A 26,992-nucleotide genomic window follows, 5' to 3' on the forward strand; every position below is an offset into this window, starting at 1 on the left:
ATGTCGAAATGAGCGACATGAAACTGGAACAGGTTGCGATCACTTCATCCGGCAACCGTAATGATAAAAAAAGTAAAAAAATGTTTGCCGTGGCGCAGCAGGCAAACCAGCACATTGATATGACGCTGGCGAACCTGCGTAGTCAGCGTCAGGGCCTGACCCAGGCTGAGGCGGCGAAACGACTGGCTTTGTATGGCCGTAATGAAGTGGCGCATGAGAAAGCGCCACCTGCGCTGATTCAGCTGCTGATGGCGTTTAATAACCCGTTTATCTACGTATTACTGGTCCTGGCGCTGGTGAGCCTGTTTACCGACTATATTCTGCCGCTGCGCGCCGGTCAGGAGACCGATCTCTCCGGCGTGATCATCATCTTCACCATGGTGATGCTGAGCGGGCTGCTGCGCTTCTGGCAGGAGTTTCGCACTAACCGTGCGGCGCAGGCACTGAAGTCACTGGTGCGCAGCCAGGTCACCGTGTTGCGCCGTGAGCCAGGCAGCGAAACCGCGCAGCGTCAGGATGTGGATATGAGTGAACTGGTGCCGGGCGATATCATTCTGCTCAGCACCGGCGATCAGGTGCCTGCCGATGTCCGTCTGCTGAGTTCACGTAATCTGTTTATCAGTGAAGCAGTACTGACCGGCGAGTCGCTGCCGGTTGAGAAACAGAGCAGCGATGCGGGTATCGATGCCAAAGGTCAGACCGCCCAGGAGCGGCTGGCATCACCGAATATCTGCCTGATGGGCACCAGCGTGGCCAGCGGCACAGCCAGCGCAGTCGTGGTAGCGACGGGCGGCGAAACCTGGTTCGGCTCCCTGGCCTCATCGCTGACCGGAAGCCGTCCGCAAACCGCGTTTGATCGCGGGGTGAACAGCGTCAGCAAGCTGCTGATCCGCTTTATGCTGGTGATGGTTCCGGTGGTGCTGCTGATTAACGGCTTCACCAAAGGCGACTGGATGGATGCCACGCTGTTTGCACTGGCCGTTGCGGTCGGACTGACCCCGGAAATGCTGCCGATGATTGTCAGCGCCAACCTGGCTAAGGGCGCGATTGCGATGTCACGCCGCAAAGTGATCGTTAAAAAGCTCAACGCCATTCAGAACCTCGGCGCGATGGATGTGCTCTGCACTGATAAAACCGGCACGCTGACCCAGGACACCATCCTGCTGGCGCATCATCTGGATGCGCGGGGCAACGAAGATGCACAGGTGCTGCTGCTGGCATGGCTCAACAGCGGCAGCCAGAGTGGCGCGAAAAACCTGATGGATCGCGCCTTACTCTGCGCGGGCGACAAGGTCATTTCACAGTCTCAGCGCAGCCAGTTCCAGCTGATCGATGAGCTGCCGTTTGATTTTACCCGCCGTCGGGTGTCGGTGCTGGTGGAAGATCTGACTCAGCATCGTTCACAACTGATCTGCAAAGGCGCAGTGGAAGAGATGCTGGCCGTCAGCATTGCCGTGCGGCAGGGCGACACGGTGGTCGCACTGGATGCGGCACAGCGCGCGGCGCTGCTGGCGCAGACTGAACACTATCATCAGCAGGGTTATCGCGTGCTGCTGGTGGCAACCCGTGATGGCGAGCTGCACGCGCCGCTCAGCGACAGCGATGAGCGCGATCTGATTATCCAGGGAATGCTGACCTTCCGCGATCCGCCTAAAGCCAGCGCGGGTAAGGCGATTAAAGCCCTGCGTGACAGCGGTGTGACGGTGAAAGTGCTGACCGGTGACAATCCGCTGGTGACGCTGCGGGTCTGTGCCGATGTCGGGCTGACCGATCCGGCCATGCTGACCGGCGATCAGATTGAGGCGATGAACGATGATGAGCTGGCTCAGGAAGCCGAGCGCTGCACCCTGTTTGCTCAGCTGACGCCGCTGCAAAAATCCCGTCTGGTGCGGCTGATGCAGCAGAACGGTCACACCGTCGGGTTCCTGGGCGATGGCATTAACGACGCGCCTGCGCTGCGGGCAGCCGACACCGGGATTTCCGTGGACAGCGCGGCGGATGTGGCGAAAGCCTCATCGGACATCATCCTGCTGGAGAAGGATTTACAGGTGCTGAATGAGGGTGTACTCAAAGGACGCGAGACCTTTGGCAACATCATCAAGTATCTCAACATGACCGCCAGCTCCAACTTCGGCAACGTTTTCTCGCTGCTGGTGGCCAGTGCCTTTATTCCGTTTCTGCCGATGCTGTCGATTCATCTGCTGATTCAGAACCTGATGTATGACGTTTCCCAGCTGGCGCTGCCGTGGGACAAGGTTGACCGTGAGTTTCTGAATAAGCCGCGTAAATGGGATGCCGGCAACATCAAACGCTTCATGCTGTGGATGGGTCCGACCTCGTCAATTTTTGACGTCACCACCTTTGCGCTGATGTGGTTTGTTTTCGGCGCTAACCATGCAGGCGTGCAGTCGCTGTTCCAGTCCGGCTGGTTTATTGAGGGGCTACTGTCACAGACGCTGGTAGTGCATATGCTGCGTACCCGGAAGATTCCGTTTATTCAGAGCCGCGCCACCTTACCGGTGATGCTGACTACGCTGGCGGTGATGGCGCTGGGCATCCTGATCCCGTTCTCACCGCTGGGTGCGATGGTCGGTCTGGTGCCACTGCCATGGCAATATTTCCCGTGGCTGGTGCTGACGCTGTTCAGCTACTGCCTGGTGGCGCAGGGCATGAAAAGATTCTATATCCGTCGCTTTGGTCAGTGGTTCTAGGGAGGAGAAGATGAAAAAAAGCAGGCTCGATAAGGTCTTTGTCGGCGTGATGATCATCGGCTTAACTCTGATTGCGCTGACGGTCATCGTGCGGTGATGGCGTTGTGATAGTGCGGTAAGTGAGAGGCAGCGAGGGGACTCGCTGCCTTTTTTTATTGATGCAGTTACTCTTCGTCGCGCTCACGGCTGGCGCGCTGGCGCTCGTAATATTCATCTTCTGCGGTGATGATCTCATCCATCAGAGAATCCATATCGACTACGCGCTCCTCTTCCACAAACTTCCCGGTAAGCGGTGTTTCCGGCGTCAGCTTGCCATCTTCATAGAGCAGCCAGATCTCTTTGGCGTAGCGCGTCTTCAGCAGCTGCGGAGCGAACTGACCGTAGTAGGAGGTGATGTTGTCCACGTCACGTTCGAACATCGACTCGGCATGGTTATTGGCCGCCGCATCGACCGCCTGTGGCAGGTCGATAATCACCGGTCCCTGGTCATCCAGCAGTACGTTGAACTCGGATAAGTCACCGTGAACGATACCGGCACAGAGCATACGAACGATGTTACGGATCATGGTGTGGAAATCCGTCACCGCCTGCTCTTCAGACAGAGAGACATCGCTGAGACGTGGCGCGACCGAGCCATTGGCATCGGTCACCAGCTCCATCAGTAACACACCGTCGATGCAGAGATAAGGTTGTGGCACGCGAACACCGGCGTTCGCCAGGCGGAACAGGGCATCTACTTCGGCGGTCTGCCAGGACTCTTCCTGCTGCTTACGGCCGAACTTTGTGCCTTTCTGCATGGCGCGGGCGTTACGGCTGTTACGGGTTTTACGACCTTCCTGATACTGCACGGCCTGCTTGAAGCTACGCTGGGTCGCTTCTTTATAGACTTTGGCGCACTGCACCTTGCCGCCGCATAGCACGGTATAGACGTCTGCTTCTTTGCCGCTTTTCAGCCGCTGCAGGACATCGTCAATCAGGCCGTCATCGACCAGGGGCTGGATTCTGTTTGGGATTTTCATGCGGCTTTATACCTTATTTCACCCGCTTTTCGTATCACTTTGCGATGATGGAAAACATTGGCAATGACTGAACAAAGTTTCTAATTCTACCCTGGAAAGTCGCTTTGTGGGGATGAACCTTGATGAGCTGCGCTTTTGACCTTTGTTTTATCATAAACAATGGATTAGAGGGGAGAGCAGGACGGTTTTATCCGCCAGAGGAGCGCTTTGTCATGTATCAGCCCTGTGGGCGGGGATTTCGTGTCAGAGAAATGTGCCTGAATAGCAGGCTGGCGGGAGGCTGAAGGCCGAAATCCTGCCAACAGAATTTCGGCCCGCATTCGGGATTACTTCAGGCCTTTAAGCACTTTAACCGTGCTTTCAATGTCGATCTCGTCTTCAGAGAAGATCAGTGTCGTACCCTGGAAGGTGGTGACGGCCAGCTTTTTCAGCGAGCGCATCTCATTGGCGTTCGGGTCAGTTTTCGGCCGGATATTATTCAGCAACAGTCCCACTGACAACACCGCGTTCTCTTTATCGACACCGGCATCGACCGGCACTTCTTCGTTGTAGACCAGATAAGACTTAATCGAGGTGATCTTGAGCCGCTCGCCTGCGATATAGATGTATTTGCTTGTCGGCGCGACCTTCACCGCATAGGCGGATAAGCCCTTGTTGTTGGTGGTGGGTTCAAACGTCACCGCCGCATCTTTCTTGATCAGATCAGGATTGGCGACCTTAATCACATGAAAATAGCGGTTATCACCGTTTTCATCTTTGATAAAGCCAAAACCTTTATCTTCAAACCAGGTTGTGATCGTTCCGTTCATCGCCATTTTTGCCTGCTTAATCTACTCAGTTTTTTACAGCGCGCAGTGTAAAACACAATGCCTGCGCAGACTATATAAGTCTGGATGATAATTTTCAGGTGCGCCAGAGGGTGAGCGGCGGAAGGGGGCTTTGTGGCGGATGAAGGCGTGTGTGATGGAGTGTGTGTAGCGACAGATAAAGACGAAGTGATGGGGTGGTAGGTCAGGGAACGGACATCAGCCACGTGAGACACGTGGCTATCAGCACTGGGCGTTGTTACGGGGATACCGGCGCTGTGTCGAATCAGGTTGTTGAGTCAGGCAGATTACCGGCAAACTGCGCAAAGCTCGTCTGCCGGTGAGTGTTTGTTACTCGTTGCCCCAGCGGTTCAGGAACTCGGCAATCTCATCAATACGCTGCTCATCGATACCCGCTTCACGCGCCATATCCTGCTGCGACTCTTCACTGATCTCTTCGTTGTTCATCAGACGGGTGATCAGCAGCTGGAAGTAATGCGCCAGCGGGGTACGTTCAGCTTCGCTCACCGGCTTAGCGGACTCCGTCGCATACTCATCTGCGACATCATAGTATTTGAGAGAGATTTCGTTATTCATAAATTGTCCGCAGAGTTGAGTTTGGGTTTAAGCGTTGGCAGGGCGTTGTGGCCCGGCGTAGAGGGGTATTATTTCGTGTTTGGGTTGGGGCTGTAAAGGGGGAGTGGGGAGGGCGGAAGGAACTATAGTAATGACATTGCAGAAAGTGTTGATATACATGCCTGAAACGCATCCGCACGGAAGGCCGCAGGGCTGCACAGACACAAAAAGCCCGCAGTACGTTTATCTCGCGGGCTTTGAGGAGTTCGATGAAGTTCTGGTAACCCTCCATCGAACACCAATGCTCGTTTATAAGGGATTGCCATGGTCACTATGCTTGTTGATGCTTTCAAGTATTCGCAGAAGCAACCCTTTACCATCTTCCGGTGCAAAGGCGTTAATATACCTGTCTCTGAACTCTGATTTTATCATTTCATCATCATATGTCAGAAAGTTCATCACTTCTTTTTTTAGGTCTTCACGGTCCTGGAGTGTTAATTCAGCTGTATAAATATCAATAGCTTCATCAATGGTGTCAGCACCTGTAATAAAATCAAAGTCCTGATTTAATGTCCCTTCAATCAGAATATCTATATTAGTAGTGAGTAACATAATTTAAACCTCCGGGAATGCAGTCAGAATATAGTAAGGCTTGCCGTTGTACAATTCATATTTAAGAACAACCTTGACTTTCGTTGCCGGAGTCAGTTTTTGACTACCCCTGAACAGGGAGTAACCAATGGCTTTCCCGGTGTCATATTTGATGTTTAAATTATGTCCTGGTCTGCTTGCCGCCCAAATTTTTATCCACTCTTTATTTACTTTTATGGCATCGGATACTGATTTTTCGGCCAGATCTATATTGGTGAAAGAACTAATGGCATTTGGCGGGCGAGCCATATTTTCTGTGCTTTTTAACCGGGCTGCTAATTCATGCTGCGTTTTACCAATATGCTTTAAAATTGCATGGCCTCCGGGCGTGTGACCAGTTACTGATTCATGTTGAATAAGTTTGATGCGTCCTGTCCGAATGGCTGCAACTCTAACTGCTCCAGCCCCCAGAGAAAGAGCAACAGGTACAGCAACATCCACGGTCAAACCTACCTTCCAGGCAGTATCTTCATCAGCACCAAACTGTTTCGCCATCTCAACGGCGGCGCGATATGTTGCACTACGAACATTCTTGCCGCTCAGAACCTGATTTGCTGCGGTATTAATACTGTCCATGCTGTGCGCGCCAACAATGATGCAGGCCGCCTTTGTTAAGCCTGTAGGCTCGGGTGCCATACAAAGCGCAGTTGCCCCGGCCAGCTCCAGCGTTCCCATTACCAGCCCCAGCCCGCCCATAAGACGGTTAGACATAGTCTCTGATTCGGTGACTGATTTGTCAGAAAGGGCAGCAGCCAGCTGCACAGGAGACAATACAATTTTTAACCCATCATCCATGATTCAACTCCATCTGTGTGAACGAAATCCTTTTTAAACCAGGCAAGTATGTGCCTTGATTAGATCTAACTTAAATAAACACTGTTTCTCTAAATCTTCGTTATCTGAATTATTCATTTTTTGTTTTTAAAATAATATACTCAGGTCACTAACTATGGTGGTTAACTCACACAGCAGGGCGCTAGCCAGTTTCGTTAGTTTATGAAATTAGTCAGAAGATTAAGCAATAATTGCATCAATTGGGATGTATGTTTTAAAGAAGATCGCAGATACAAAAAGCACGTAAAATTTTCATCTTACGCGCTCTAAGGACTTCGATAATGGTCGGCAGGCTGAGCCTGAATAGGTTATATGACTTGTTGTTCAGTGGCTTGTGACCTTCAGTTAGACTTTCATTTTGGAACCATTGTTGGTCCTAAAAGAAAATGTCAGGTTTTTTGTGGGAAGGGGAGTTTACAGAAGGAGTCTCTTCGTCTGTGAGATTAGCATTTTGCTTTCCTTACGACAGGTTGACAGGGGAAACCTGTTAACCTGCAGGCACGACGTTTCGAAAGCCCCATTGCCTAACATTTGACTTCCAAGGCATCCCGCATCTGGTCTGTCAACAGAGCTATCGGCCCAGTGCTGCTTCACTTCGGGTACCTCCATGCCGCCAAACTTTTTGCGTCAAGTGTAGAAGGTAGCGTTTGAAATAGCATGCTTGCCGCAGAGTTCCCGTGCCGAAACCCCGCCTTTGGTCTCGCGGAGGACATTGATGAGCTGCTCGTCGGAAAATCGCTTCTTCATGGGGATGTCTTCATGTGACTTATGAAGACATTACTAATATCGCGGTGAATTAATCAAAGAGGAGCAGGTCATCAATGCTGGTTAAGTGCGTTATTCAATGAATTTTATCGCTTAAATAATTGGGTTAATTTTGATGGCGATTTGCTTTTAACCCTCGCAAATTAGAAGTATTATTTTGAGATTATTCCACTTGCTATGCTTTTCCTCACCCTCTTTTCGGTGTGCATGAGAAGTCATTTTTAAGGTTTATATTCATGGAGTTATGGATATTTTTAGCAGCGATTTATGTTATTTATTTGTTTTTTTTCAAAAAGAAAAAGCATAGGTCTGCAGGGCCTTCTGTTCCCAGAACAGTCAAAGCTCCACCCAAAGCATGGGTTGCTGACATCAAGAAAAAAGAGGACCTTGTGCGAAAAGATGATGGTAAAGATGACGACTTGGCAACCTTTACACTGAGCAGTGGCCGGGGCGTAGAATTCCGAGTAACAACCAATCATCATCAGAAAACTTCAAAATCAGCAGGAGCATTGGCGCGGTGGGTACTTCCAGGTGAGATGATAACTGTAGCTGGTGTAGCAATTAGCGGTGGCTACATTTACTTAGGGCAACGTATGAAGCCCTCAGATCAGGAGTCAGGCGGCTATTATGACGATGGAAGTGAGGCATCATTAATTGATGACACATGTAAGATACAACCCACTTCTTTTTATTACGAAGACAGTTCATTAGGGTACTGGCCAAGTTTTTCCTCTCTTTCACCAGAAGCACGTGGCGCGTATGTCAGTTGGCTTGCCAGCGATAGGTCCGACCCTTCATGTCCCATAGGCTATGTTTTTATATATCTCTACGGTCTGGAAAGAAAAGCACTTGTAGATTCTACTGACCAAAATGTCTCTAATGCTGAGTTCCGTAACCTGTTCAATGAAATCTCCCGGTTAAGATCAGTATTCAATGAGAACCGCTCTTTCCGTGGATATTCGACCCAGTTACTCGAAGCCATGTCTATTCTGCGCCCGAACATGGATTTAGCCACTGCGCTCGATAGCGACTCAGGTTTCAGCAATGGCATGCAATTTAAGCTGGCTCTGGCAAAAACTGTGCATGAGGGCGTTCCTGTATCTGCCGAACTGGCATTGAAATGGGTAATAAACCATACCGAGTATGCGCTGCGTACCCCGGCTCGCCGCTGTGCCAAAGAGTTTGCTGCGCTTTTCAAACGGCGTTACACCCTCAAATATGGTGAAGGGATGGTCGTTAAGGCGAATAAAACGCGCTTACGTTTAGATTACACACCGGCAAGTCCTAGTTTACGAGGCGTCCGACTTCCTGTTCCCGACCTGCCTGATCCAAGTGCATTGAAGGGACCTGTCCAGAAAATTATGGCCCTTGCCGAAATATGTACAGATGAACTTGATGCTTACAGTCGTTACCTTGGTAGAAAAGGTACTTCAGTCAATGATACTGCTGCAATTATGTTGCTCCCTTCAGAGATCGTTAATGAAAGCGCAGAAAAAATATTAAGCTCATTCAAACTCTGGGCTGATGAGGCGATCCTCGGTAATGAGGGATTAGTCTCAGTTGCTGAATTTTGGGCACATATGAATGCCAGTTGCCCCACTAAAATCAATAAAAAAGAGGCCGATTTGATGCAGGCCTTTGCTCTGAAGATGGGCTACAGCCTGGCACCTGACCCGTATTATCACCTTGTGAAGGCTGATGTTGATGGTGCACTTGTTCTATTCCCAGCCGCCGAAGGTGGACGCTTCTCACCTTCAGCTGAATTTATCTCAGCTGTAATGACTCTCAGATTAGGGGCGATGGTAGCTTTGATTGACAATTCTCTTGATCAAGCCGAGCAGAAAGTGCTTGAGAATGCCATCAACAATAATACTGGCTTCACCGATGATGAAAAGCGCTCTCTACATGCGTATTTAACTTGGCAGCTTCATACCCCAGCCAATATGACGGGAATGAAAAGCAGGATTGAGTTGATGGGGGCTGCGGGAAAAGCTGCTGTGGGTAAAGTTATCGTTAGTGTTGCCTGCTCGGATGGGACAATAGCGCCTGCTGAAATTAAACAGCTTGAGAAGATTTATTCAAGTTTAGGTCTGGATCCCTCATCTGTCTCGAGCAATATCCATCAGCATTCCGCAGCTGAACATGATCTCGTCTCGTCGGTACCAGCTGTTCAGCCAACGGCAGGGTTCACACTGGATGCTAATGTACTTGCCCGCCACGAGTCTGCCACGGATGATGTCCGTAAATTACTGAACACAATTTTCACTGAAGAAGAACCGGAAGAACCAGTAAGTGCTGCAGCCTTATTAACGGAGGCGGGGGGCCTTGACTCCGCACATAGCCAGCTTTATCGCAGTTTGCTGGAGAAAGAACAGTGGTCCCGGAAAGAGGCGACAGAATTGTGCGGAAATTTGAATTTGATGCTCGGCGGTGCGCTTGAGGTGATCAATGACTGGTCCTATGCGGTTGTTGATGCTCCGGTGCTGGACGATGCCGATGATGATATCTGGGTTGACCTGGAAATTGCCAAAGAATTAGAGGGATAGTGAATGTCTTTAACACGTATAAGAGTGAAAGAACGCGATGCTATTATTCAATCACTTAAGTCAGGTGTAACGCCAAGGATTGGCATTCAGCATATCCAGGTTGGCCGCGTGAATGAGATCACTGCTCTCCATCAGGATATTGAGAGGATTGCTGACGGTGGTGCAAGCTTCAGGCTTATCATCGGTGAGTATGGTTCTGGTAAAACGTTCTTTCTGAGTGTTGTGCGCTCTATTGCGCTAGAGAAGAAGCTGGTGTCAGTCAGTGCAGACCTTTCTCCTGACAGACGTATTCACTCATCGGGAGGTCAGGCTCGTAATCTCTATTCAGAACTTATGAAAAACATGTCCACCAGAAACAAGCCGGATGGTAATGCGTTACTTAGCGTTGTTGAAAGGTTCGTTACGGAGGCAAGAAAGGAAGCTGACACGGACGGCTCAGAGGTTTCATCAGTTATTCATAAACGCCTGGCAGCTCTGTCAGATATGGTGGGCGGATATGACTTTGCGAAGGTCATTGATGCATTCTGGCGGGGGCATGAGCAGGATAACGAAACGCTAAAATCTAATGCCATTCGCTGGTTGCGGGGAGAGTACACCACCAAAACTGATGCTCGAAACGATCTCGACGTTCGGACTATTATCTCAGACGCTTCATTCTATGATTCTTTGAAACTGATGAGTCTTTTTGTCCGACAGGCAGGCTATGCCGGTCTTTTGGTCAGCCTCGACGAAATGGTGAACCTCTTTAAGCTGAATAATACGCAAGCAAGAACAGCGAACTACGAACAGATTTTGCGGATTCTGAATGACTGCCTGCAAGGCTCAGCCGAGAATATTGGTTTTATTCTCGGGGGGACGCCAGAGTTCCTTTTCGATCCGCGCAAAGGTCTTTACAGCTATGAGGCGCTCCAATCACGTCTGGCTGAAAACCGATTCGCGCAAAAAGCAGGAGTGATTGACTATTCGTCTCCCACTTTGCATCTTGCAAGCCTCACCCCTGAGGAACTCTATATTTTACTGAGAAATCTTCGCCATGTTTTTGCAGGCGGAGAGTTAGAGAATTATCTGGTACCAGATGAGGCACTGACTGGATTTCTGCATCACTGTAGTAAAACCATTGGAGACGCTTACTTCCGTACCCCCCGTAATACCATAAAAGGTTTCCTGGATATGCTGGCCGTGCTGGAACAAAACAGAAAGATGAACTGGCAAACACTAATCGAGGGTGTGGCAATTGAAGTGGACAGACCCAGCGATATGGATGACGCCATTGTGGAGGAAAGTGATGACGACGACGGCCTTGCGAACTTCAAACTATGAGCAGTGCCTACGATAGTCTCGATCCCCGCGTCCGTAAGTGGGTTTACAAGCAGGGGTGGTCTACATTAAGGCCCTTGCAGGAGAGTTCTATCCCGGAAATTTTAGCCCGTGATCGAGACGTGCTAATCAGTGCAGGTACAGCAGCGGGTAAAACAGAGGCTTTCTTTCTTCCTGCCTGTTCGGCAGTTGCAGATCTCACTGATGGATTTGGCATCATCTATATCAGTCCGTTGAAGGCATTGATTAACGATCAGCACCGTCGTCTTGAGAGCCTTGGCGATGCATTGGACATGCCAGTGACTCCCTGGCACGGGGATGTACCACAAAGCAAAAAGAAGAAGGCTCGGACGAACCCTGCTGGCATTTTACTCATTACACCTGAGTCACTTGAGTCTTTACTCATAAACTCAATGGGCTGGCTCAAACAGGCGTTTTCTTCAGTCGCATACATTGTTATTGATGAGTTTCACGCTTTTATTGGCTCAGAGCGAGGCGTACAGCTGCTTTCTCTGCTCAATAGAATTGACCATGTGCTAGGACGCCAGGTAAATCCAATTCCCCGCGTTGCGTTGAGTGCCACGCTGGGGGAACTGGATAAAGTGCCTGAACTGTTGCGCCCGGACAAACGACTCCCCTGCGTAACTGTTACTGATAGTAATAGCACGGCCACTCTTCAGGTACAGGTCAAAGGGTACCTGGAGCGAGTACTCCAAAAAGAGGAAGAACTTCAGAGTTCAGCTGAACATGACCTTTGCGCTGACATTTTTAGACTTTGCCGTGGTGATTCTCATTTGGTCTTTGCAAACAGCCGAAAGCGCACTGAAAGCATTGCGGCAACGTTGAGCGACATGTGTGAGGAACATATTGTTCCGAATGAATTTTTTCCCCACCATGGTTCTCTTGCCAGGGAAATACGTGAGGCGCTTGAAGCTCGGCTTCAGAAAGGAAATTTACCCACAACAGCTGTTTGTACAATGACGCTCGAGTTGGGAATTGATATCGGTAAGGTTAAGTCGGTTGTTCAAGTTACGCCTCCGCATTCTGTTTCCAGTCTGCGTCAGCGCATGGGGCGTTCTGGGCGACGCGACTCCCCATCAGTTCTAAGAATGCTAATTACAGAAAATGAGCTTACTGTGACTAGCAGTATCGTTGACCACCTACGGCTGCAGTTGGTCCAGTCGATGGCAATGATCAGACTGATGATCTCTAAACAATGGTTTGAACCAGCTGATGCTCGACAGATGCATTACTCCACGCTGCTACACCAGGTTCTTGCTATTACGGCACAATGGGGTGGAGTTCGTGCTGATCAGCTCTGGTCACAACTATGTCAGACAGGGCCGTTTAAAAATGTAGATTTAAACGATTTCAAAAGTCTGCTTAAACATATGGGAACCTGTGGCCTGCTCACTCAACTTGCTAGCGGCGAAATGGTTGTTGGGGCAGAGGGGGAGAAACTGACTAACCATTACACTTTTTATGCCGTGTTCAATACACCAGAAGAGTTCCGCATTGTCACCGGAAACAGAACCCTTGGAACAATACCTGTGGACTCCCCACTGCTACCAGACCAACACATCATCTTCGGTGGGCGGCGCTGGAAAGTGACAGAGATCGAGACAGAGAGAAAAGTTATCTATGTAGAGGCGACCAAAGGCGGTCAGCCACCACAATTTAGTGGGGGAGGAATGTCTATTCATGATGCCGTTCGTCAGGAAATGCTCGCTATCTATAGGGAAAGTGATTACCGCATAGCGATAGGTTGTAAGAGAGTAGATTATGCCGATGCTGCCGCCAGAAACCTATTTGCGGAAGGCAGTAGTAACTTTCAGCGTTATAACCTGCAAAATGAGTATTTTATTACGAGTGGGCAACACTGTTACGTAATTCCCTGGATGGGGGATAAAGTTGTGAATACGATTACAGCCTTGCTCATACGTTGTGGTTTTAAAGCTAATTCTTTCGCAGGTGTTATCGAGATTGATGATGCAAGTGTAACAACTGTTCAACAGGCGCTTAAAAAAATGCTGTTGTCAGGCTTACCATCTGCATTTGATCTTGCTACAGATGTTCCAGAAAAGTACTTGGATAAATATGACGAGTATTTACCAGAGTCCCTTCTTGCGAAGGGATTTGGGGAAAAAGCGTATGACATTGAAGGTACTTGTATTTGGTTGAAGCAGCATCTTCAATAAACTAGCTACGCAATAGTGGGATTTGTTCCCCCGTTGTTTGAGGCCAGTTGCTGTTAGCAATGCCCCCTCTTGGTGCAAAGCGGACGATGAGCATTTTGCTCAACGTCACCTAGTTCAGCTCCTGGCGTTAAGATGCTCGCGAGTTGGGCCTTGTTTGGAATCCAATCAGTTGTCTTCAGACTTCACGGGACAAATTACAAACACAAAAAAGCCCGCAAGGCTTTCACCTTGCGGGCTCTCAGGACTTCGATGATGGTTCTGGCAACCATCAACCAAGAATTTGGTGGAGCTGGCGGAGTCTGAATTTTTTCTACAACTTAGTGTTTATAATTGATTTAATTGAATTCAACTTTCGTTGATATACCTAACCGTATACCAATGCCGTTTCGTCTGTGGCTTTTAAAAGGTCAATAGTTAGTGACTATGCATAGTCAGTTACACATGTTGCCATTAGCTATAGCAGGTTGAAGTTATTGAAGTATGGACGTGATGCCGTGGTATGAAAGAGTAAATGCTAAACTAATTCTTTGAGGATTTTCAGAAAAAAGATTTTACGGAAAAGTGCTCACACTGTTCACTCTTTATTTTTTTTCATTTTACATCAATGAGTTAAGTTGTGATTACTTAAGTGCACACTGTTCACTACTCTTCACCCACGGTGAACACCGTTCACTTTCAGGCATAAAATTATGCCGTATCAGATTTAATGGTTAACAAATGATTTATGACTCCCGGCGCTACGGCTGATTGGACTCGCAGTCATTGTGCTGCTACTAGCTGGTTGAATTGAAGATGTTTATCTTGTACCTAGACAGCTTTATCTCATATGTCTTAAGCTCCTATAACACTGTCTAGGTACGCGACATAGAATCATTCGAGGCTAAAAAGCACAATTTAGATTTGAATCTTACGGATAATATAACGCTCAAAAAATTTTCAGGTTTTCAGCGCGTGAGCTTTAAAGATGCCATTAAATTTGTTAGGTAAGAGATACTTAAGCTTTTGCTAAAATCAGCAGTAATCAAAATTTACACTAAGGTTTCTATCACATTGATAAACCTAAAAATATAGGAAAATATTTATATTTTTAGGTTTATTCTCATGTCTTTAGTTAAAAATAGCGTATCTAAGTGTTAACAATGCAATAAAATTTATGTAAACTCTCGCATCTTTTTTATCAGTTGAGTTGAAAATTATTTCAATGGAATCCTTAAAGGCCCCTCCTAAATTGTGCATCTATTCAGATGAATCAAGGTATGACACCTTAGTTTTCCTGAAATCTATCGATAAGCAGAGCATCCTTCTCAAGAAGAAAGTTGTAATAAGCTTTGAAAAAGTGACATTTGCGTCAGCTGCAGCGTCACTATTGCTGTTCGCTATAGTTAACCGCGCAAGATTACTAACAGAAGATATGAACCTTTTTAGTTTCCGGTGGCCAAAAAGAGAGAGCAGTCCAGAGGGTTATAAGTGGATCATTCAGACCGGGCTTTCAAAAGCACTGATGGCCAATACTGAAAAAAAAATGGAGTCTTTAGTTGCTGAAGGGAGATTTTTTCAGACCGCAGTTGACCCCTATGAACATTTAGCATCGACGGTACAGGTTTTGAAGTTAAAGGCCTCTTTAGATGAGAGTCAGCACGCCCTTCTTGAGGTGGCGATCGGAGAAGCCTTACTCAATGTCTCTCACCATGCGTATGAACACTCAAGTTTTAGCCGAGATTTGTCGTTAATGAAAGGTAAGCGTTGGTGGCAGTGTGCTTGGTTTAGTGAAGAAGACAACACAGTTGTGTTTATCATCTGTGATTTAGGCTTAGGTATCTTCAAAACCTTTAGTCCAAATGCCGATAGTATTAGCTATGAAAAACAGATATCTTCAGTAAGAAAAGCCATGCTCCAAGGTCAAACTAGGTTTGTAGACTCAGGCAGAGGAAACGGCTCTGAAGACATAAAGAGACCGATTGAATCAGGTGGTGGGGATGCTGAAACACTTCTGATCTTAACTGGCAACGTGAGTTACAGCTATAATTCTAATGACGATCAGCCTAGATGCGAGAAAATCAGTGAGTACATACCTGGAACCTTGCTTGAATGGTCACTTACTCCCAGGAGATGAGGTCATGACAAACATAGTTATTGCAAAAGATTTCTCAAAAAAACCGTTCGGCAGATACGGTTCAGATAGCCCAAACAGTGCTGAGCGATTTAGGCGAGAGTTTCTTGTGCCTGCATTAAAAGAAGGCACCGAAAAAGTGGTTATAGACTTCCGTGGTATCTCTATGGGGGTTGGTTCATCGTTTCTTGAAGAAGCTTTTGGGGGATTGGTGAGACGTGAAGGTGTAGCAAAAACTGATCTGAAAAAAAGGCTTATTATAAAAAGTGATATGCCATTTTATAAAGAGCTGATCGAAAAATTTATCGATCAGGCTCAACCTCAATCTTTTTAGGGTGGTTGGTTTTGTATGAGTTTTTTGTCAGAAATGTCCAAATATGGATGGATGTTTAGTTTTACCAGTGTTGTATTGGTTTTTGTAGGTTGGGCGGTTACTTATAGTAATCAAATGAAAATTGCTACGCGTTCTGAAACAAAATCATTAGTTGATGCATTAGCAAAAGTTATTAATGAAATTTCAGATGTATCAATCAATTTTTGGTTAAAAAAAACCTCTGAGTTTGACCCGCTTGATCCTGCTCTTAGCTCTAAAGCTGAAAATGCAGCGTCTGAACATATCATGATTATATTTTCAAAATCCAATCAGGCTAGCCGATACTTTACTCTTCTTGAGCAACGCGGTGTAGGGATTGAATCCAGAGTATCAACTTTGATTCTATCTTCTACATATGAATGCGAAGAAGCTCATAAGCTTTCACCTTCCAGTAGATCTGACCGAACCAGTGATATCATGAATGAATGTATTAATATGATGGGGGAGGTATATGATCATTTTCAAATTAAATACCCTCCTTCATCGCACAAAAAAATTTGGGAAAGAATAAAGGAAAAATCAGATGAGATAGATGAGTGGCATAAAAGTCTTCAATGATATATCCCTCGTTTCAATTATATTGATAACAGTATTATCATGACCTGCTTTGATCACTTCGTGCTGCGTCATATTGTCAATATAGGCTTTTAGTACATGGTCGACTGGCAAAGTAAATTAAAAAAATAGAATTGGAAATGGATATCTCTAATTTATACTTGATCAAAAAAATTTATTTATTTCCGACCATGCGCTGCTTCAAAACGAGAACTGATAATATTTTATTAGTCAGCCTACTTTAGCTACATAGAAACCGGCCGTAGCCGGTTTGGTGTTATTGAATTACTTATGCATCGCAGCGCGGCAGCCAGTCGGCCTCGCAGTCTTCGCTTAGCTCTAGGCTGGTCTGGATGCCGTTCTTCGTCTTACGCTTCAGCAGCTCAATCTCGTACTCCTTCAGGGTCTGCGGCACCGCCTGCCCGAACGCCGTCAGGCTCATGGGATGCTGATGGCCTCTGGCCTCCATAAAGGACAGGTAGGCGTGATACAGGTAGCGGCGTGGGTTCATGGGCCGGATATTCGCGTTGCCGATAAACAGCCCGGTTGCCGTGCTGAGCGGGGTCAGATAGCCGCAGAAGTCGACCAGCGGGTCGGCGCTGCGCTTGATTTCCAGCGCTTCTTCTGACGACTGCTGCGCCTGCAACAGCTCGCGGGCGTCGTCAGGACGTGTGAAGCGCTGCATCAGGTGGCGCACGATAACCGCCAGCTCACCGGCAATCTTTTCCAGCAGCTGCGGGTCACGTTCGTTCGCCGGTATCACGTCCGGGAACGGCAGGATAACCCGGCGACGGGACACGCCGCCGCTGCGGTCGCTGAAGCGCATCGGGTTATTGTTCACCGCCAGTATCACCGCCGGGATGTGTGTTGAATAGGCGTCGCGGTACTTCGGGTCAATCGCCACGGCGTCACCGCCGGTAATCGCCTTGATGCCCGCGCCGTCGCCGCTCCATTTTTCCTAGTCGGGCAAAATAATCAGCGAGTAGCCAACCACGCTGGCGCGTTCGCGGGACGACTCCAGCGTGTCGATGGTGGCGGCCGTGGTGTTGTCTTCCCCGGCCAGCAGGCGGGCAATCGAAGCCATCACGCTTTTTCGGCTGCCGCCGGGGCCGGTCACCTCAAGGAACAGCTTCCAGTCGTAGCGGTTTGCCAGCACCATAAATAGCGCCGCGAGGATACGCTCCTGCTTTGCCTCATTGCGACCTGCCGCCCGCGTCAGCCACTGCCAGAAGTTTGGCGCGTCGTCGGCCAGGTTTTCGCCCGCCTTCGGAGTGGTGTAGTCGACGCTGTTAATGGTGCGCAGCCAGTGCTCTTTTTTATGCGGGCTGAAGATGCCGGTTGCGGTGTCGAATACGCCGTTACGAAAGCCAATCAGCCGCCGGCCCGGTGCACCCATCTGCGGCACCATCGGCTTGAGGGTATCCACAACGCCGCCGATACCGGTGGCGGAGAACGGCGCGCGCACCTTCTGGAACAGCGCGGCAATCTCGCGGCAATCTCGCGGCGGAGCACGCGGTACGGCAGCACCTGCCACGCGCCGCCCTCATACCGACACAGGTCTTCGCCCACCACCGGCACGGCCAGCGTGTTGAGGTAGTGCGCAGCCAGCAGCTCGGCCTTCTGGCTGGCACTCATGGCCTTCAGGTCGGCCTCGCTCACCGACTCAAACGGGCTGAGCGCTTTCGGCTGGGTAAACGCGGTCAGCATTGCCTGAGTGGTCATTTCGCCCTCGGCCTGAAAGACGTCGTTCCAGTCGCCGGGCATCGGCGGCAGCGCGGGTTTGCCGTTGCAGCGCTTCGCGGCCGCTTCGGCGCGCAGCTGACCGGTGCCGTTTTCGTCATTATCAGCGGCAATCAGTATCAGCGCATTCGGGTATTCAGCATGCAGCAGCTCTGCCAGCGCAGGCAGGTTGTTGGCGCTCAGAGCGACATACACCGCCTGGCCGTTGAGCCGGTGCACCGTCAGGCCGGTGGCGTCCCCCTCGGTCAGCCAGAGGACAACCTTTAATGAGTTTGCCGATGCGACCTGGCAGTCTGCGCTGCGCAACGTCAGCCCGTCGCTGCTGTGGGCCATCCGCCTGCGCCTTCAGCGTGAGAAGGTCAATCCCCGTGACGACGACGCGCTCAGCGATATGCAGGTCGTGGCGGAGCTGATTGGTAATGCGCTGACCCGTGCGGCCGCAGCGCTGCCTGAGAAGGCGCTGACGGAAGCTCCCGTGCTGGAGAATATCGGGCTGTGGCGTCCGGCGCTGACCGGCGTCGATATGAAGCTGTATCAGAGTCCCATGGGCAGGCAAAAACTGACTGAAACGCTAAAGTAAAAACGCGAACGTCTCAAAGAGGGCAATGCCAAATGATGCACTGTCCGCATGCAAAAGCCCGGCGCATGCCAAATCAAGCCGCTATATGTCCGAACAGGTTAAAGAACGCTATCACCAGTGCACTAATCTCGACTGCTCCTGCTCATTTAAAACCAGCGAGAGCATCACGAAGGTGATCACCTCGCCGCCGCAGCCCGAACCGGCCCCCGCAGTCACCCCGGAGCCGGTTAAAGAACGCCAGACTATCGGGCGCTACGGTTCATCCTTCCGCACCCTGCATTAACTACCACGGCCGCTGAAAACAGAGGCTTTTTTGTGTCCGCATTTCGCCCTTTCAACGCCCTTTTTCTGGCCAGCCCGGTTTGTAAACAGCGATGCATGCATAAGGTGCATGGATTTGCATGCAGAATGCGGGGTTACAGACATCATCTCAGCCCACGCCCGGCCCGGCTTTACATGGTTCATGCAGTTGCATAAAAAACGATGCACAAAACGGGCAGGCGAGGCGGGGGTAGCATTGCGCGCTATTGGTAGAACGTAATATTAATATGATCTCCGGTATGCGATATGTAGATGCAGTAAAACCAACCGTCGATTCGTTGCCAATATTATTTATTGTGTTTGTCGGAGGCGTAGTTTCAGAATGAGAGTTACGGCACAAATCTAGTGCCTCGTTCTGTATAAAATTTTTACTGTCATCTGTTATGTCTAACTACACTTGGAGGTTCTAATGGATAAATATCACATTACTAAGGATGGTGATAAGTGGAAACTTCAGAAAGAAGGTAATGAAAGGCCAAGTAAGACGGCGACAACTAAAAGTGAGATTGTCAGGGAAATGAAAGAATATATGACTGATAAAACAGGCTCGGTTAAAATTCACAAAGAGGACGGGCGATTTCAAGAAGAGCGCACTTATCAGCGGAAAGATGATCCAAGAAAATCCAAAGGCTAATTGAGTGAAAGCCGCCTTGCGGCGGCTACTTAGATGTTTTTTATTGCTAATTTCTTGGGTTGTATGTGTGAAGTAAGTCAATTATGTGTTTTATTCCTTGGGCGCTATTTAATGTTTCTATCTCAACTTCATTTAACTTGAAGTAAATGTAGGTGTTGTTTGCTTTTTCACTGTTTGTTTGATACTTGATAATGTGGCATCCATTGAAATGGACATCCAAAAGAGATAAGTGATTTTTTCTGTCGATGACAGGGTGGAGTATTTTGTAATATTTTGAGTTAAACGGTTTTTTTCTTATGAAGTTGGCGTTCAAAAATGAAATGTCATTTCTTTTTATTAATAAGTTACATCTCTTGCAGGCCACCGCTAAATTTTTGAGTGTGAACGTATATTCTGGGTATTGTGACTTGGGGAGAATGTGTTCAACATCAATACTCATATTATGTTCATTATAAAAATCCTTTAAGCAATAAGCACATTTAATACCATCATTACGGTTGGAAAGAATGTATTGTTTGAGTTCTCTTCTCATGGATTCAAGCAATTTATGTTCCCACACCTTTACCTTGTTATCGGATTTATTTTCGGATATAGCAGTGCGAATGTGATCGATATTTTCTGCTGTAAATGTGAAGTTAGGCATTTTTCACCATTTGATTCAATATTTCATTGGCCGCTTCAATTATTTTCATTTGACTTTCATCAGGTCCGAGTGATTTTGTTTTATTTAATTTATCGCGTGCTGAATTTATATCTATTTTGTTATTGTTATATTCATTAAGAATCTCATTTATCTTGTAGCTAAAATATCTGCTTCTTGACGTTAGTACACCGAACACATCCACCATTACTTCATCAATATTGGTTTCATTTCCTTCAAGAGGATAAAGAGTGCTATTTTCCGATTTGAAGACACTTAGGCTGGTATTGTCTTCAACCGCCCCTATAACAATCATGGGCGAATGTGTCGCTAATATTATTTTTATGTCGAAATAATATAATAGATCCAGAAGATTTGATGTGTATTTTTTTTGCCAGCGAGGATGTAAACTATTCTCAGGCTCATCAATTACTATTACGCTCTTATCCGATATATATGTAAGGATAAAAGCCAGCGTTGCCATATAGCATGCCTCGCCGGAACTTAAATGAGAGGATGGTATTATACTATGCCCACGGCTTAGGGTTATTTCAATGTTATGTATTAAATGATTCTTTTTTAGAATTCGCTCATGCTTTAGCATTAGTTCAATAAGACGATTGTGTAGGATGTTGATTCTTTTTTCTGACTCATATGTGAAAGCATACTCCAAATAAAGTATGTGAGAACCTTTCACTCCATAATCATTAGAAGAAGTGTCATCATTTATTTCGATTAGATTTTTTAGGTGAGTTGTTATTTCATCGATGTCACTACCGATTGACTCGTTTTTGTACATCTCGGATTGAAATTTTCTAATGAAACTTTCATAGGGGAAGATTGTAAATTTAAAGGTGAGTTGCTCATTGAAATCTAAATATGCCAACACTCTTGGGAAAATGTGTGCATGCGATGATCCTATCTTATTGTGACTGTTAGTTATCACTATTTTTTTTACTGCTTTGGTAAGTGTATTAGATGACTGATTAAGAACGTGAAAACGATGGCTTTTTATTCTTGGGAACTTATTGGTTGATGTGTTTGATAAACATATTACATTTTTTCCTGTAACGAATTCTTGCTTTGAAATTTCAGCTAATATCGAGCTTTTCCCTGAGCCATTGTTTCCTGTGATAATACTGACTAGCGATGTTGATTCTGATTTCATCTATTTTTTCTCACACTTGATTTTTAAACCCCAAAAATTCATTAATTCCACTCTCTGCGTCAAGTAAGTTGAACGGTTATGAGCTCGTCTTACTTCATTCTTATCGACGTGAGCCAGTGCCGCCTCAATAATATCTGAATTAAATTCTGATTCATTCAGATAAGTGCTCGCAATCGAACGCAACCCATGAGCTACTAACTTACCTTCATAACCAATTCTCTTCAAAGCGGCATTTGCAGTCTGGCTATTCATCGGTTTTTTGGGATCATTTCTGCTCGGAAAAACATGTTCACGATGTGCGCCGATTGGCTTCATCACTTCCAGAATCTCTAACGCCTGAGGAGATAGAGGTACAATATGCTCACGCTTCGCCTTCATCCGTTCGGCTGGAATTATCCAGAGTTTTGCATCAAGATCGATCTCTGCCCATCGAGTACCGGATGCTTCCGAAGGACGCACAAGGGTTAAAAGCTGCCATTCAATTAGGCACCGAGTTGGAACGGATAGGTTAGACATTTTCAAAGAACGCATAAGCTTCGGCAATTCTTCCGGTCGCAGTGTTGGAATATTCTGCTTTTTGGGCTTTTCAAAAGCCATGCCTATCCCTGATGCAGGATTAGAATCAATTAGCCCGGTATTAACGGCATAAATCATAATCTCATTAATACGATGCACCAGCCGGCGAACGGTTTCAAGAGCACCACGGGCCTTAATCGGTTCCAATGCCTCTATGAGCTTGCGAGCTTTAATCTCCTGCACGGGAATCTTGCCAATGGCTGGAAAAATATCTCTCTCAAGAGAACGCCAAATATCTTTCGCGTAATCGGGGGTAACGGTGGCTCGCTTCAATGAAAACCAGTTAGAGGCTACAGTTGAGAAAATGCTGTCTAAGGCGATCTGCTGCTGTTCTGTGACCTGTTCAGCTTGGGTCTGTGGGTCAATACCATTTGCGAGTAATGAGAGGTACTCAGCACGTAGTCGTCTTGCATCTACCAGCGAAAGGGCAGGGAAGGCACCTAAGCCCAGCATAGTTCGCTGCTTAGTCGAAGGTCGTTGGTAGCGAAAACGCCAAAGCTTCTTGCCGGTAGTCTTTACCAACATAAAAAGCCCATCGCCGTCATGCAGTGTTGAATCTTTATCGATGGCTTTTGAGCTAAGTACTTTAGTATTGGTTATAAGGCGCGTTGTCCTAGCCATGGAGACGTTCCTGCGTGAATTGGTATACGTTTTTAGGATATATCTTACCGTATACCAATTCTTATACCAATTACCTCTGGATTCAGGCGGATCGTCTCGGAGGGTTACAAACACAAAAAAGCCCGCAAGGCTTTCACCTTGCGGGCTCTCAGGACTTCGATGATGGTTCTGGTAACCATCAACCAAGAATTTGGTGGAGCTGGCGGGAGTTGAACCCGCGTCCGAAATTACTACACCGTCGGCACTACATGCTTAGTCAGTTTTTACATTCGCCGGTTAGCTGCGAACAGACACGCCACTAACAGACTAGCCTGATTGGATTTAACGCTTCAACCCCAGGCAAGGCATCCACGCGATCTCTTTTGGGTTTGACTTCTCTTGATCCCCGTCTTAAGAGCGGAAGCTAGGGAGAGAAGGCTCTAAGCAGGTTATTAAGCTGCTAGTGCGTAGTTTTCGTCGTTTGCGACTATTTTTTTGCGGCTTTTTACGAGGCAAACCGCCCCTCGGCATGCTCCTAAGGCTTCACAATCCCGTCGAGTCCAGAATCAGCCCCAGAACTTCAAATACTAACAACAAAACAACTCAAAATCCAGTGCTTAACGCTTTGAATTCTTCATGATACGTGCTTTGTCTAATTGCCATTCGCGGTCTTTGATATCATCGCGCTTGTCGTGCTCTTTTTTACCGCGTGCAACACCAATCTTCAGTTTGCACCAGGCGTTCTTCCAGTACAGCGACAGCGCCACAATGGTGTAGCCTTCGCGGTTTACGCGGCCATACAGGGAGTCGAGTTCACGTTGCTTCAGCAGCAGCTTACGGCTGCGCGTTGGGTCACAGACCACGTGACTGGAGGCAACGGCTAAGGGTTGAAAGGTTGAACCGAACAGAAAGGCTTCGCCATCGCGCAGCAGAATATAGCTGTCGCTGATGTTGGCTTTACCAGCACGAAGTGACTTAACTTCCCATCCTTGTAACGACAATCCCGCTTCGTACTCCTCTTCAATGAAGTACTCGTGACGGGCGCGTTTGTTCATGGCAACAGTGGCAGAACCGGGTTTGTGTGCTTTTTTCTTTGTCATAGTGCGGCGTATTTTACATCACTTAGTCGGTTATCGCATCCCCAGTCCAGCGGGGCGGCAGGAAACGGGATATTCTAGCACACCCTCACTCGGGGACATTTTTGTTTAATCGCTGAAAATGCTATTATTCAGCGGTTTCGTGATGAACAGGAACCATTATGGCTCAGATTAGTCGTTCGGCGCTGGTCCCGTTTAGTGCCGGGCAGATGTACAAACTTGTAAATGATGTGGATGCCTATCCGCAATTCCTGCCGGGTTGCACCGGAAGCCGCGTGCTGGATGCGTCAGATAATCAGATGACTGCGTCCGTGGATGTGTCGAAAGCGGGCATCAGCAAGACATTTACCACCCGCAATACTCTGACAGATAACCAGAGCATCCATATGCAACTGGTTGATGGACCGTTCCGCAAGCTGACCGGCGGCTGGAAGTTCGTCTCGCTGGGCGATGACGCCTGCAAGGTTGAATTAAGCCTGGAGTTTGAATTCACCAACATGCTGGTAGAGATGGCCTTTGGCCGTATCTTCAAAGAGCTTGCCAACAGCATGGTGCAGGCTTTCACTCAGCGTGCCAAAGAGGTCTACAGTGCCTGAGATCTCCGTTGAGGTGGTCTACGCCTTACCTGAAAAACAGTATCAGCTTTACGTGAAAGTGGAGCAGGGCAGCACGGTAGAGCAGGCCATCCACAAGTCAGGGCTACTGGAACTGCGTAGGGAGATTGACCTCACCAGTAATAAAGTCGGCATCTACAGTCGGCCAGTGAAGCTGGGTGATGAAGTTAATGAGGGCGATCGTATTGAGATCTATCGTCCGCTGATTGCCGATCCCAAAGAGCTGCGCCGTCAGCGCGCAGAGCGAGCGGCAGAAAGCAAAAAATAAGTCGCTATCCCTTCAGGCTCAGTGGATAGCGGGCATAAAAAAAGGCGCTCAGTGCGCCTTTTTGCTGTCTGTCGTTTAAACGGTCTTACGTTCAATCAGTCGCTGTTTCTGGCCAGATTCTGCTTATTGTCGATGTTAGTCAGAACACCGTTACCATCAAAGTTCAGTGTCAGCGTCTGCTGCTTCACGCGCTCATGACCTGGCTCCTGACGGAACACGTAATACCATACGTTGCTGCCAAACGGGTCTTTCATCATCGGCGTACCGAGGGTGTAAGCCACCTGTTGCTGTGTCATACCGGTATGGATCTTGGCTACGTCGTTAGCTACCAGATAGTTACCCTGGTTGATATCAGGACGATAGACCACGCGCTCTAAGGTGGAACATCCGGCGGTCATCATCAACATTACTACTGCCGCGGCAGTCAGCGTTTTACAGCGCATCTATACATTCCTTTTCCGGGGCCAAACGCCTTTTACAGGCGGTTTTCTTGCCATCAAAATCTGAACTCTGCCTGCGGCAGGCTTTATTACTTTGGCGACATAAGTGCCGATGATAATAAACCTTTTCGCTATTGGAAACCTCTACAGAGCAAGCTTATGACCCCAGCCGGTTAAAAAAGTGCGCTGCTATGCGGCTAAAAGTTCTTTTGCGTTGGCCAGGGTATTGCGTGTGACCTCGCTGCCACCCAGCAGTCGCGCCAGTTCCTGCAGACGTGCACGCTTGTCCAGCGGCTGCATATGGGTCTCGGTCATCGCACCATCGGTCTCTTTGCTGACATAAAAGTGCTGATGACCACAACCGGCAACCTGCGGCAGGTGGGTTACGCACATCACCTGAGTCGATTCGCCCAGCTGACGCAACAGTTTACCCACCACGGCGGCGGTCGGGCCGCTGATTCCAACATCCACTTCATCGAAAATCATCGCCGGCGTTTCCATTTTCTTCGCGGTGATCACCTGAATCGCCAGGGCGATACGTGACAGTTCACCGCCCGAAGCAACTTTGCCCAGCGGCTGCAGTGGCTGACCTGGGTTAGTGGTCACCTGGAAATCGACGCGGCTCGCACCGTCTGCGGTCAGCTGATCCGGGTTAAAGGTCAGCGCGATTTTAAACTGGCCATGCGGCATCGAGAGCAGATGCATACTCTGGGTAATCAGCAGCTGCAACTCATCGGCATAGTGGCTGCGCTGCTGATGCAGCTGCTCTGCGCTGTACAACGCTGCCTGATAGTGTTCACCCACCAGTGATTGCAGGCTCTCCTGATCGCTCTCATGCTGAGACAGCAGTTCCGCTTCTGCCAGCAGTTGCTGATGCAGTTCAGGCAGCCCTTCAGGAGTGACGTGATGTTTACGGGCTAAGGCGATCTGGCGCGAAATGCGCTGTTCCAGTTCGTACAGGCGGTTAGGGTCCAGATCGAGGCTGTCGCAGTAGTGGCGCAGCTCATCACTGGCTTCGCTCAGCTGAATCGCCGCCTCTTCCAGCAGGTTGTGAACGCCATTCAGTTTCTCATCCAGCGAGGTCAGTTCTGAAATCATCTCACGCGCGCTGTAGAGCAGGCTGTTGAGATTATTGTCATCGCTGTCTGCTAACAGTTGCAGTGCCTGCTGGCTGGTCGACAGCAGCTGTCCGCTGTTGGCCAGACGCTTGTATTCTTCGTCGATCTGCTCATATTCACCCTGCTGCGGAGCGAAGTCGTTCAGCTCTTTCAACTGATACTGCAACAGCTCGCGACGGGATTCGCGCTCCTGCGCCTGCTGCTGATGCAGCGCCAGGGTGCGGCAGCTCTGATGCCAGGTCTGATAGCTGGCGCGCATTTGCTGCAGCAGATCGTCGTGACCGGCATAGGCATCCAGCAGATGTTTCTGGTGGTCTGGTTTGAGCAGAAGCTGATGGGCATGCTGACCGTGGATCTGAATCAGTAACTGGCCGAGATCGCGCAGCTGAGAGAGCGGCACCGCCGTGCCATTGATAAAGCCACGGGAACGTCCGTCAGCGCTGATAACCCGGCGCAGCAGACATTCGTTGCCGTCATCCAGATGATTATCTATCAGCCAGCGCTGAGCAGAAGGGGAGGACTTAAGCTGGAAACGTGCGCAGAGGTCGGCCCGGCTGGCACCCTGACGCACCATGTCGGCATCAGCACGACCACCCAGGCATAATCCCAGCGCATCAATCGCGATAGACTTACCGGCACCGGTCTCACCAGTGATTGCTGTCATGCCGCGTTGAAAATCAATGTCGAGCTCACGAACGATAGCGAAATTACTGATGGTCAGTTGGGCCAGCATAG

23 protein-coding genes, 1 other RNA gene and 3 pseudogenes are annotated in these 26,992 nt (G+C 48.5%); 13 read left to right on the plus strand and 14 right to left on the minus strand.

Going from position 1 to position 26,992, the window contains the following annotated elements; genetic code table 11:
- The first annotated feature begins 8 nt into the window (after positions 1–8).
- The gene (mgtA, locus tag ACX8ZY_RS05265) at positions 9–2,711 is read left to right on the plus strand and encodes a magnesium-translocating P-type ATPase (protein WP_421665254.1); all 2,703 of its coding nucleotides are present in this window, start codon (positions 9–11) and stop codon (positions 2,709–2,711) included.
- A gap of 49 nt (positions 2,712–2,760) precedes the next feature.
- Positions 2,761–2,808, plus strand: coding sequence for a hypothetical protein (locus ACX8ZY_RS05270; RefSeq protein WP_370584677.1), 48 nt, complete (start codon positions 2,761–2,763; stop codon positions 2,806–2,808).
- 67 nt (positions 2,809–2,875) lie between these two features.
- On the opposite strand, the gene ACX8ZY_RS05275 is transcribed toward ACX8ZY_RS05270, so the two are convergent.
- From ACX8ZY_RS05275 to ACX8ZY_RS05300, 6 genes and pseudogenes are all read right to left on the minus strand, one after another.
- Entirely contained in the window at positions 2,876–3,730 is an 855-nt protein-coding gene (locus ACX8ZY_RS05275) for a PA4780 family RIO1-like protein kinase (RefSeq protein WP_010257738.1), read from the minus strand.
- Positions 3,731–4,056: 326 nt separating this feature from the next.
- The gene (locus tag ACX8ZY_RS05280) at positions 4,057–4,545 is read right to left on the minus strand and encodes a cold-shock protein (RefSeq protein WP_010257735.1); all 489 of its coding nucleotides are present in this window, start codon (positions 4,543–4,545) and stop codon (positions 4,057–4,059) included.
- A gap of 342 nt (positions 4,546–4,887) precedes the next feature.
- Positions 4,888–5,133: a YmjA family protein gene (locus tag ACX8ZY_RS05285; RefSeq protein ID WP_010672163.1), complete on the minus strand. Its 246-nt coding sequence runs from the start codon at positions 5,131–5,133 to the stop codon at positions 4,888–4,890.
- A 288-nt stretch (positions 5,134–5,421) separates the two neighbouring features.
- Positions 5,422–5,724 carry a contact-dependent growth inhibition system immunity protein gene (locus ACX8ZY_RS05290; RefSeq protein WP_010672164.1) on the minus strand — a complete coding sequence of 101 codons (303 nt, stop codon included), beginning with the start codon at positions 5,722–5,724 and terminating at the stop codon, positions 5,422–5,424.
- 3 nt (positions 5,725–5,727) lie between these two features.
- On the minus strand, positions 5,728–6,558 hold the full coding sequence (locus ACX8ZY_RS05295) for an RNase A-like domain-containing protein (protein ID WP_421665255.1): 831 nt from the start codon (positions 6,556–6,558) through the stop codon (positions 5,728–5,730).
- 489 nt (positions 6,559–7,047) lie between these two features.
- A pseudogene (locus ACX8ZY_RS05300) lies at positions 7,048–7,344 on the minus strand (transposase); the annotation flags it as partial.
- Between the two features lie 254 nt (positions 7,345–7,598).
- Here ACX8ZY_RS05300 and ACX8ZY_RS05305 point away from each other — a divergent pair.
- From ACX8ZY_RS05305 to ACX8ZY_RS05330, 6 genes are all read left to right on the plus strand, one after another.
- A complete protein-coding gene (locus ACX8ZY_RS05305) occupies positions 7,599–9,908 on the plus strand; it encodes a TerB N-terminal domain-containing protein (RefSeq protein WP_421665256.1) in 2,310 nt (769 codons plus the stop codon).
- A gap of 3 nt (positions 9,909–9,911) precedes the next feature.
- Positions 9,912–11,228 (plus strand): ATP-binding protein, encoded by a 1,317-nt coding sequence (locus ACX8ZY_RS05310; RefSeq protein ID WP_124890273.1) that lies wholly within the window; start codon positions 9,912–9,914, stop codon positions 11,226–11,228.
- Positions 11,225–13,423, plus strand: coding sequence for a DEAD/DEAH box helicase (locus ACX8ZY_RS05315; protein WP_421665257.1), 2,199 nt, complete (start codon positions 11,225–11,227; stop codon positions 13,421–13,423). Before ACX8ZY_RS05310 ends, ACX8ZY_RS05315 begins: the two co-directional genes overlap by 4 nt.
- A 1,186-nt stretch (positions 13,424–14,609) precedes the next feature.
- On the plus strand, positions 14,610–15,536 hold the full coding sequence (locus ACX8ZY_RS05320) for a hypothetical protein (protein WP_459260692.1): 927 nt from the start codon (positions 14,610–14,612) through the stop codon (positions 15,534–15,536).
- A gap of 4 nt (positions 15,537–15,540) precedes the next feature.
- Positions 15,541–15,867 carry an STAS-like domain-containing protein gene (locus tag ACX8ZY_RS05325; RefSeq protein WP_421665259.1) on the plus strand — a complete coding sequence of 109 codons (327 nt, stop codon included), beginning with the start codon at positions 15,541–15,543 and terminating at the stop codon, positions 15,865–15,867.
- A gap of 15 nt (positions 15,868–15,882) precedes the next feature.
- Positions 15,883–16,464 carry a hypothetical protein gene (locus ACX8ZY_RS05330; RefSeq protein ID WP_421665260.1) on the plus strand — a complete coding sequence of 194 codons (582 nt, stop codon included), beginning with the start codon at positions 15,883–15,885 and terminating at the stop codon, positions 16,462–16,464.
- A gap of 286 nt (positions 16,465–16,750) precedes the next feature.
- Here the strand turns inward: ACX8ZY_RS05330 and ACX8ZY_RS05335 are convergent.
- Positions 16,751–18,459, minus strand: a pseudogene (locus ACX8ZY_RS05335) (primase-like DNA-binding domain-containing protein); the annotation flags it as partial.
- On the opposite strand from ACX8ZY_RS05335, the gene ACX8ZY_RS05340 reads away from it, so the two are divergent.
- The 3 genes and pseudogenes from ACX8ZY_RS05340 (at position 18,431) to ACX8ZY_RS05350 (ending at position 19,736) form a co-directional block, all read left to right on the plus strand.
- Complete coding sequence (locus tag ACX8ZY_RS05340; protein WP_421665389.1) at positions 18,431–18,781, plus strand: hypothetical protein; 351 nt, start codon at positions 18,431–18,433, stop codon at positions 18,779–18,781. The pseudogene ACX8ZY_RS05335 and the gene ACX8ZY_RS05340 sit on opposite strands and share 29 nt — an antisense overlap.
- Before the next feature lie 32 nt (positions 18,782–18,813).
- A pseudogene (locus ACX8ZY_RS05345) lies at positions 18,814–19,064 on the plus strand (ogr/Delta-like zinc finger family protein).
- A 447-nt stretch (positions 19,065–19,511) separates the two neighbouring features.
- Positions 19,512–19,736 (plus strand): DUF2188 domain-containing protein, encoded by a 225-nt coding sequence (locus tag ACX8ZY_RS05350; RefSeq protein WP_421665261.1) that lies wholly within the window; start codon positions 19,512–19,514, stop codon positions 19,734–19,736.
- Between the two features lie 46 nt (positions 19,737–19,782).
- On the opposite strand, the gene ACX8ZY_RS05355 is transcribed toward ACX8ZY_RS05350, so the two are convergent.
- The 5 genes from ACX8ZY_RS05355 to smpB form a co-directional block, all read right to left on the minus strand.
- Positions 19,783–20,379 carry an HNH endonuclease gene (locus tag ACX8ZY_RS05355; protein ID WP_421665262.1) on the minus strand — a complete coding sequence of 199 codons (597 nt, stop codon included), beginning with the start codon at positions 20,377–20,379 and terminating at the stop codon, positions 19,783–19,785.
- On the minus strand, positions 20,372–21,544 hold the full coding sequence (locus ACX8ZY_RS05360) for an AAA family ATPase (RefSeq protein ID WP_421665263.1): 1,173 nt from the start codon (positions 21,542–21,544) through the stop codon (positions 20,372–20,374). Before ACX8ZY_RS05360 ends, ACX8ZY_RS05355 begins: the two co-directional genes overlap by 8 nt.
- The gene (locus tag ACX8ZY_RS05365; RefSeq protein ID WP_421665264.1) at positions 21,545–22,741 is read right to left on the minus strand and encodes an integrase domain-containing protein; all 1,197 of its coding nucleotides are present in this window, start codon (positions 22,739–22,741) and stop codon (positions 21,545–21,547) included.
- A 191-nt stretch (positions 22,742–22,932) separates the two neighbouring features.
- Positions 22,933–23,294, minus strand: a transfer-messenger RNA (tmRNA) gene (gene ssrA, locus ACX8ZY_RS05370).
- Between the two features lie 43 nt (positions 23,295–23,337).
- Entirely contained in the window at positions 23,338–23,820 is a 483-nt protein-coding gene (smpB, locus tag ACX8ZY_RS05375) for an SsrA-binding protein SmpB (RefSeq protein WP_010257694.1), read from the minus strand.
- Positions 23,821–23,978: 158 nt separating this feature from the next.
- Between smpB and ACX8ZY_RS05380 the strand changes: the two genes are divergently transcribed.
- Together ACX8ZY_RS05380 and ACX8ZY_RS05385 are read left to right on the plus strand one after the other, a co-directional pair.
- Positions 23,979–24,413: a type II toxin-antitoxin system RatA family toxin gene (locus tag ACX8ZY_RS05380; RefSeq protein ID WP_010257692.1), complete on the plus strand. Its 435-nt coding sequence runs from the start codon at positions 23,979–23,981 to the stop codon at positions 24,411–24,413.
- Positions 24,406–24,699 carry an RnfH family protein gene (locus ACX8ZY_RS05385; RefSeq protein WP_010672175.1) on the plus strand — a complete coding sequence of 98 codons (294 nt, stop codon included), beginning with the start codon at positions 24,406–24,408 and terminating at the stop codon, positions 24,697–24,699. The genes ACX8ZY_RS05380 and ACX8ZY_RS05385 overlap by 8 nt, the downstream gene beginning before the upstream one ends.
- A 95-nt stretch (positions 24,700–24,794) precedes the next feature.
- Here ACX8ZY_RS05385 and bamE read toward each other — a convergent pair whose 3' ends face one another.
- Positions 24,795–25,142 (minus strand): outer membrane protein assembly factor BamE, encoded by a 348-nt coding sequence (gene bamE / locus ACX8ZY_RS05390; protein ID WP_010672176.1) that lies wholly within the window; start codon positions 25,140–25,142, stop codon positions 24,795–24,797.
- Between the two features lie 186 nt (positions 25,143–25,328).
- Positions 25,329–26,990, minus strand: a complete 1,662-nt coding sequence (gene recN / locus ACX8ZY_RS05395) for a DNA repair protein RecN (RefSeq protein WP_010672177.1) — start codon at positions 26,988–26,990, stop codon at positions 25,329–25,331.
- Positions 26,991–26,992: the final 2 nt, after the last annotated feature.

The organism is Pantoea sp. XAF26B01_ASV70 (assembly GCF_054512635.1).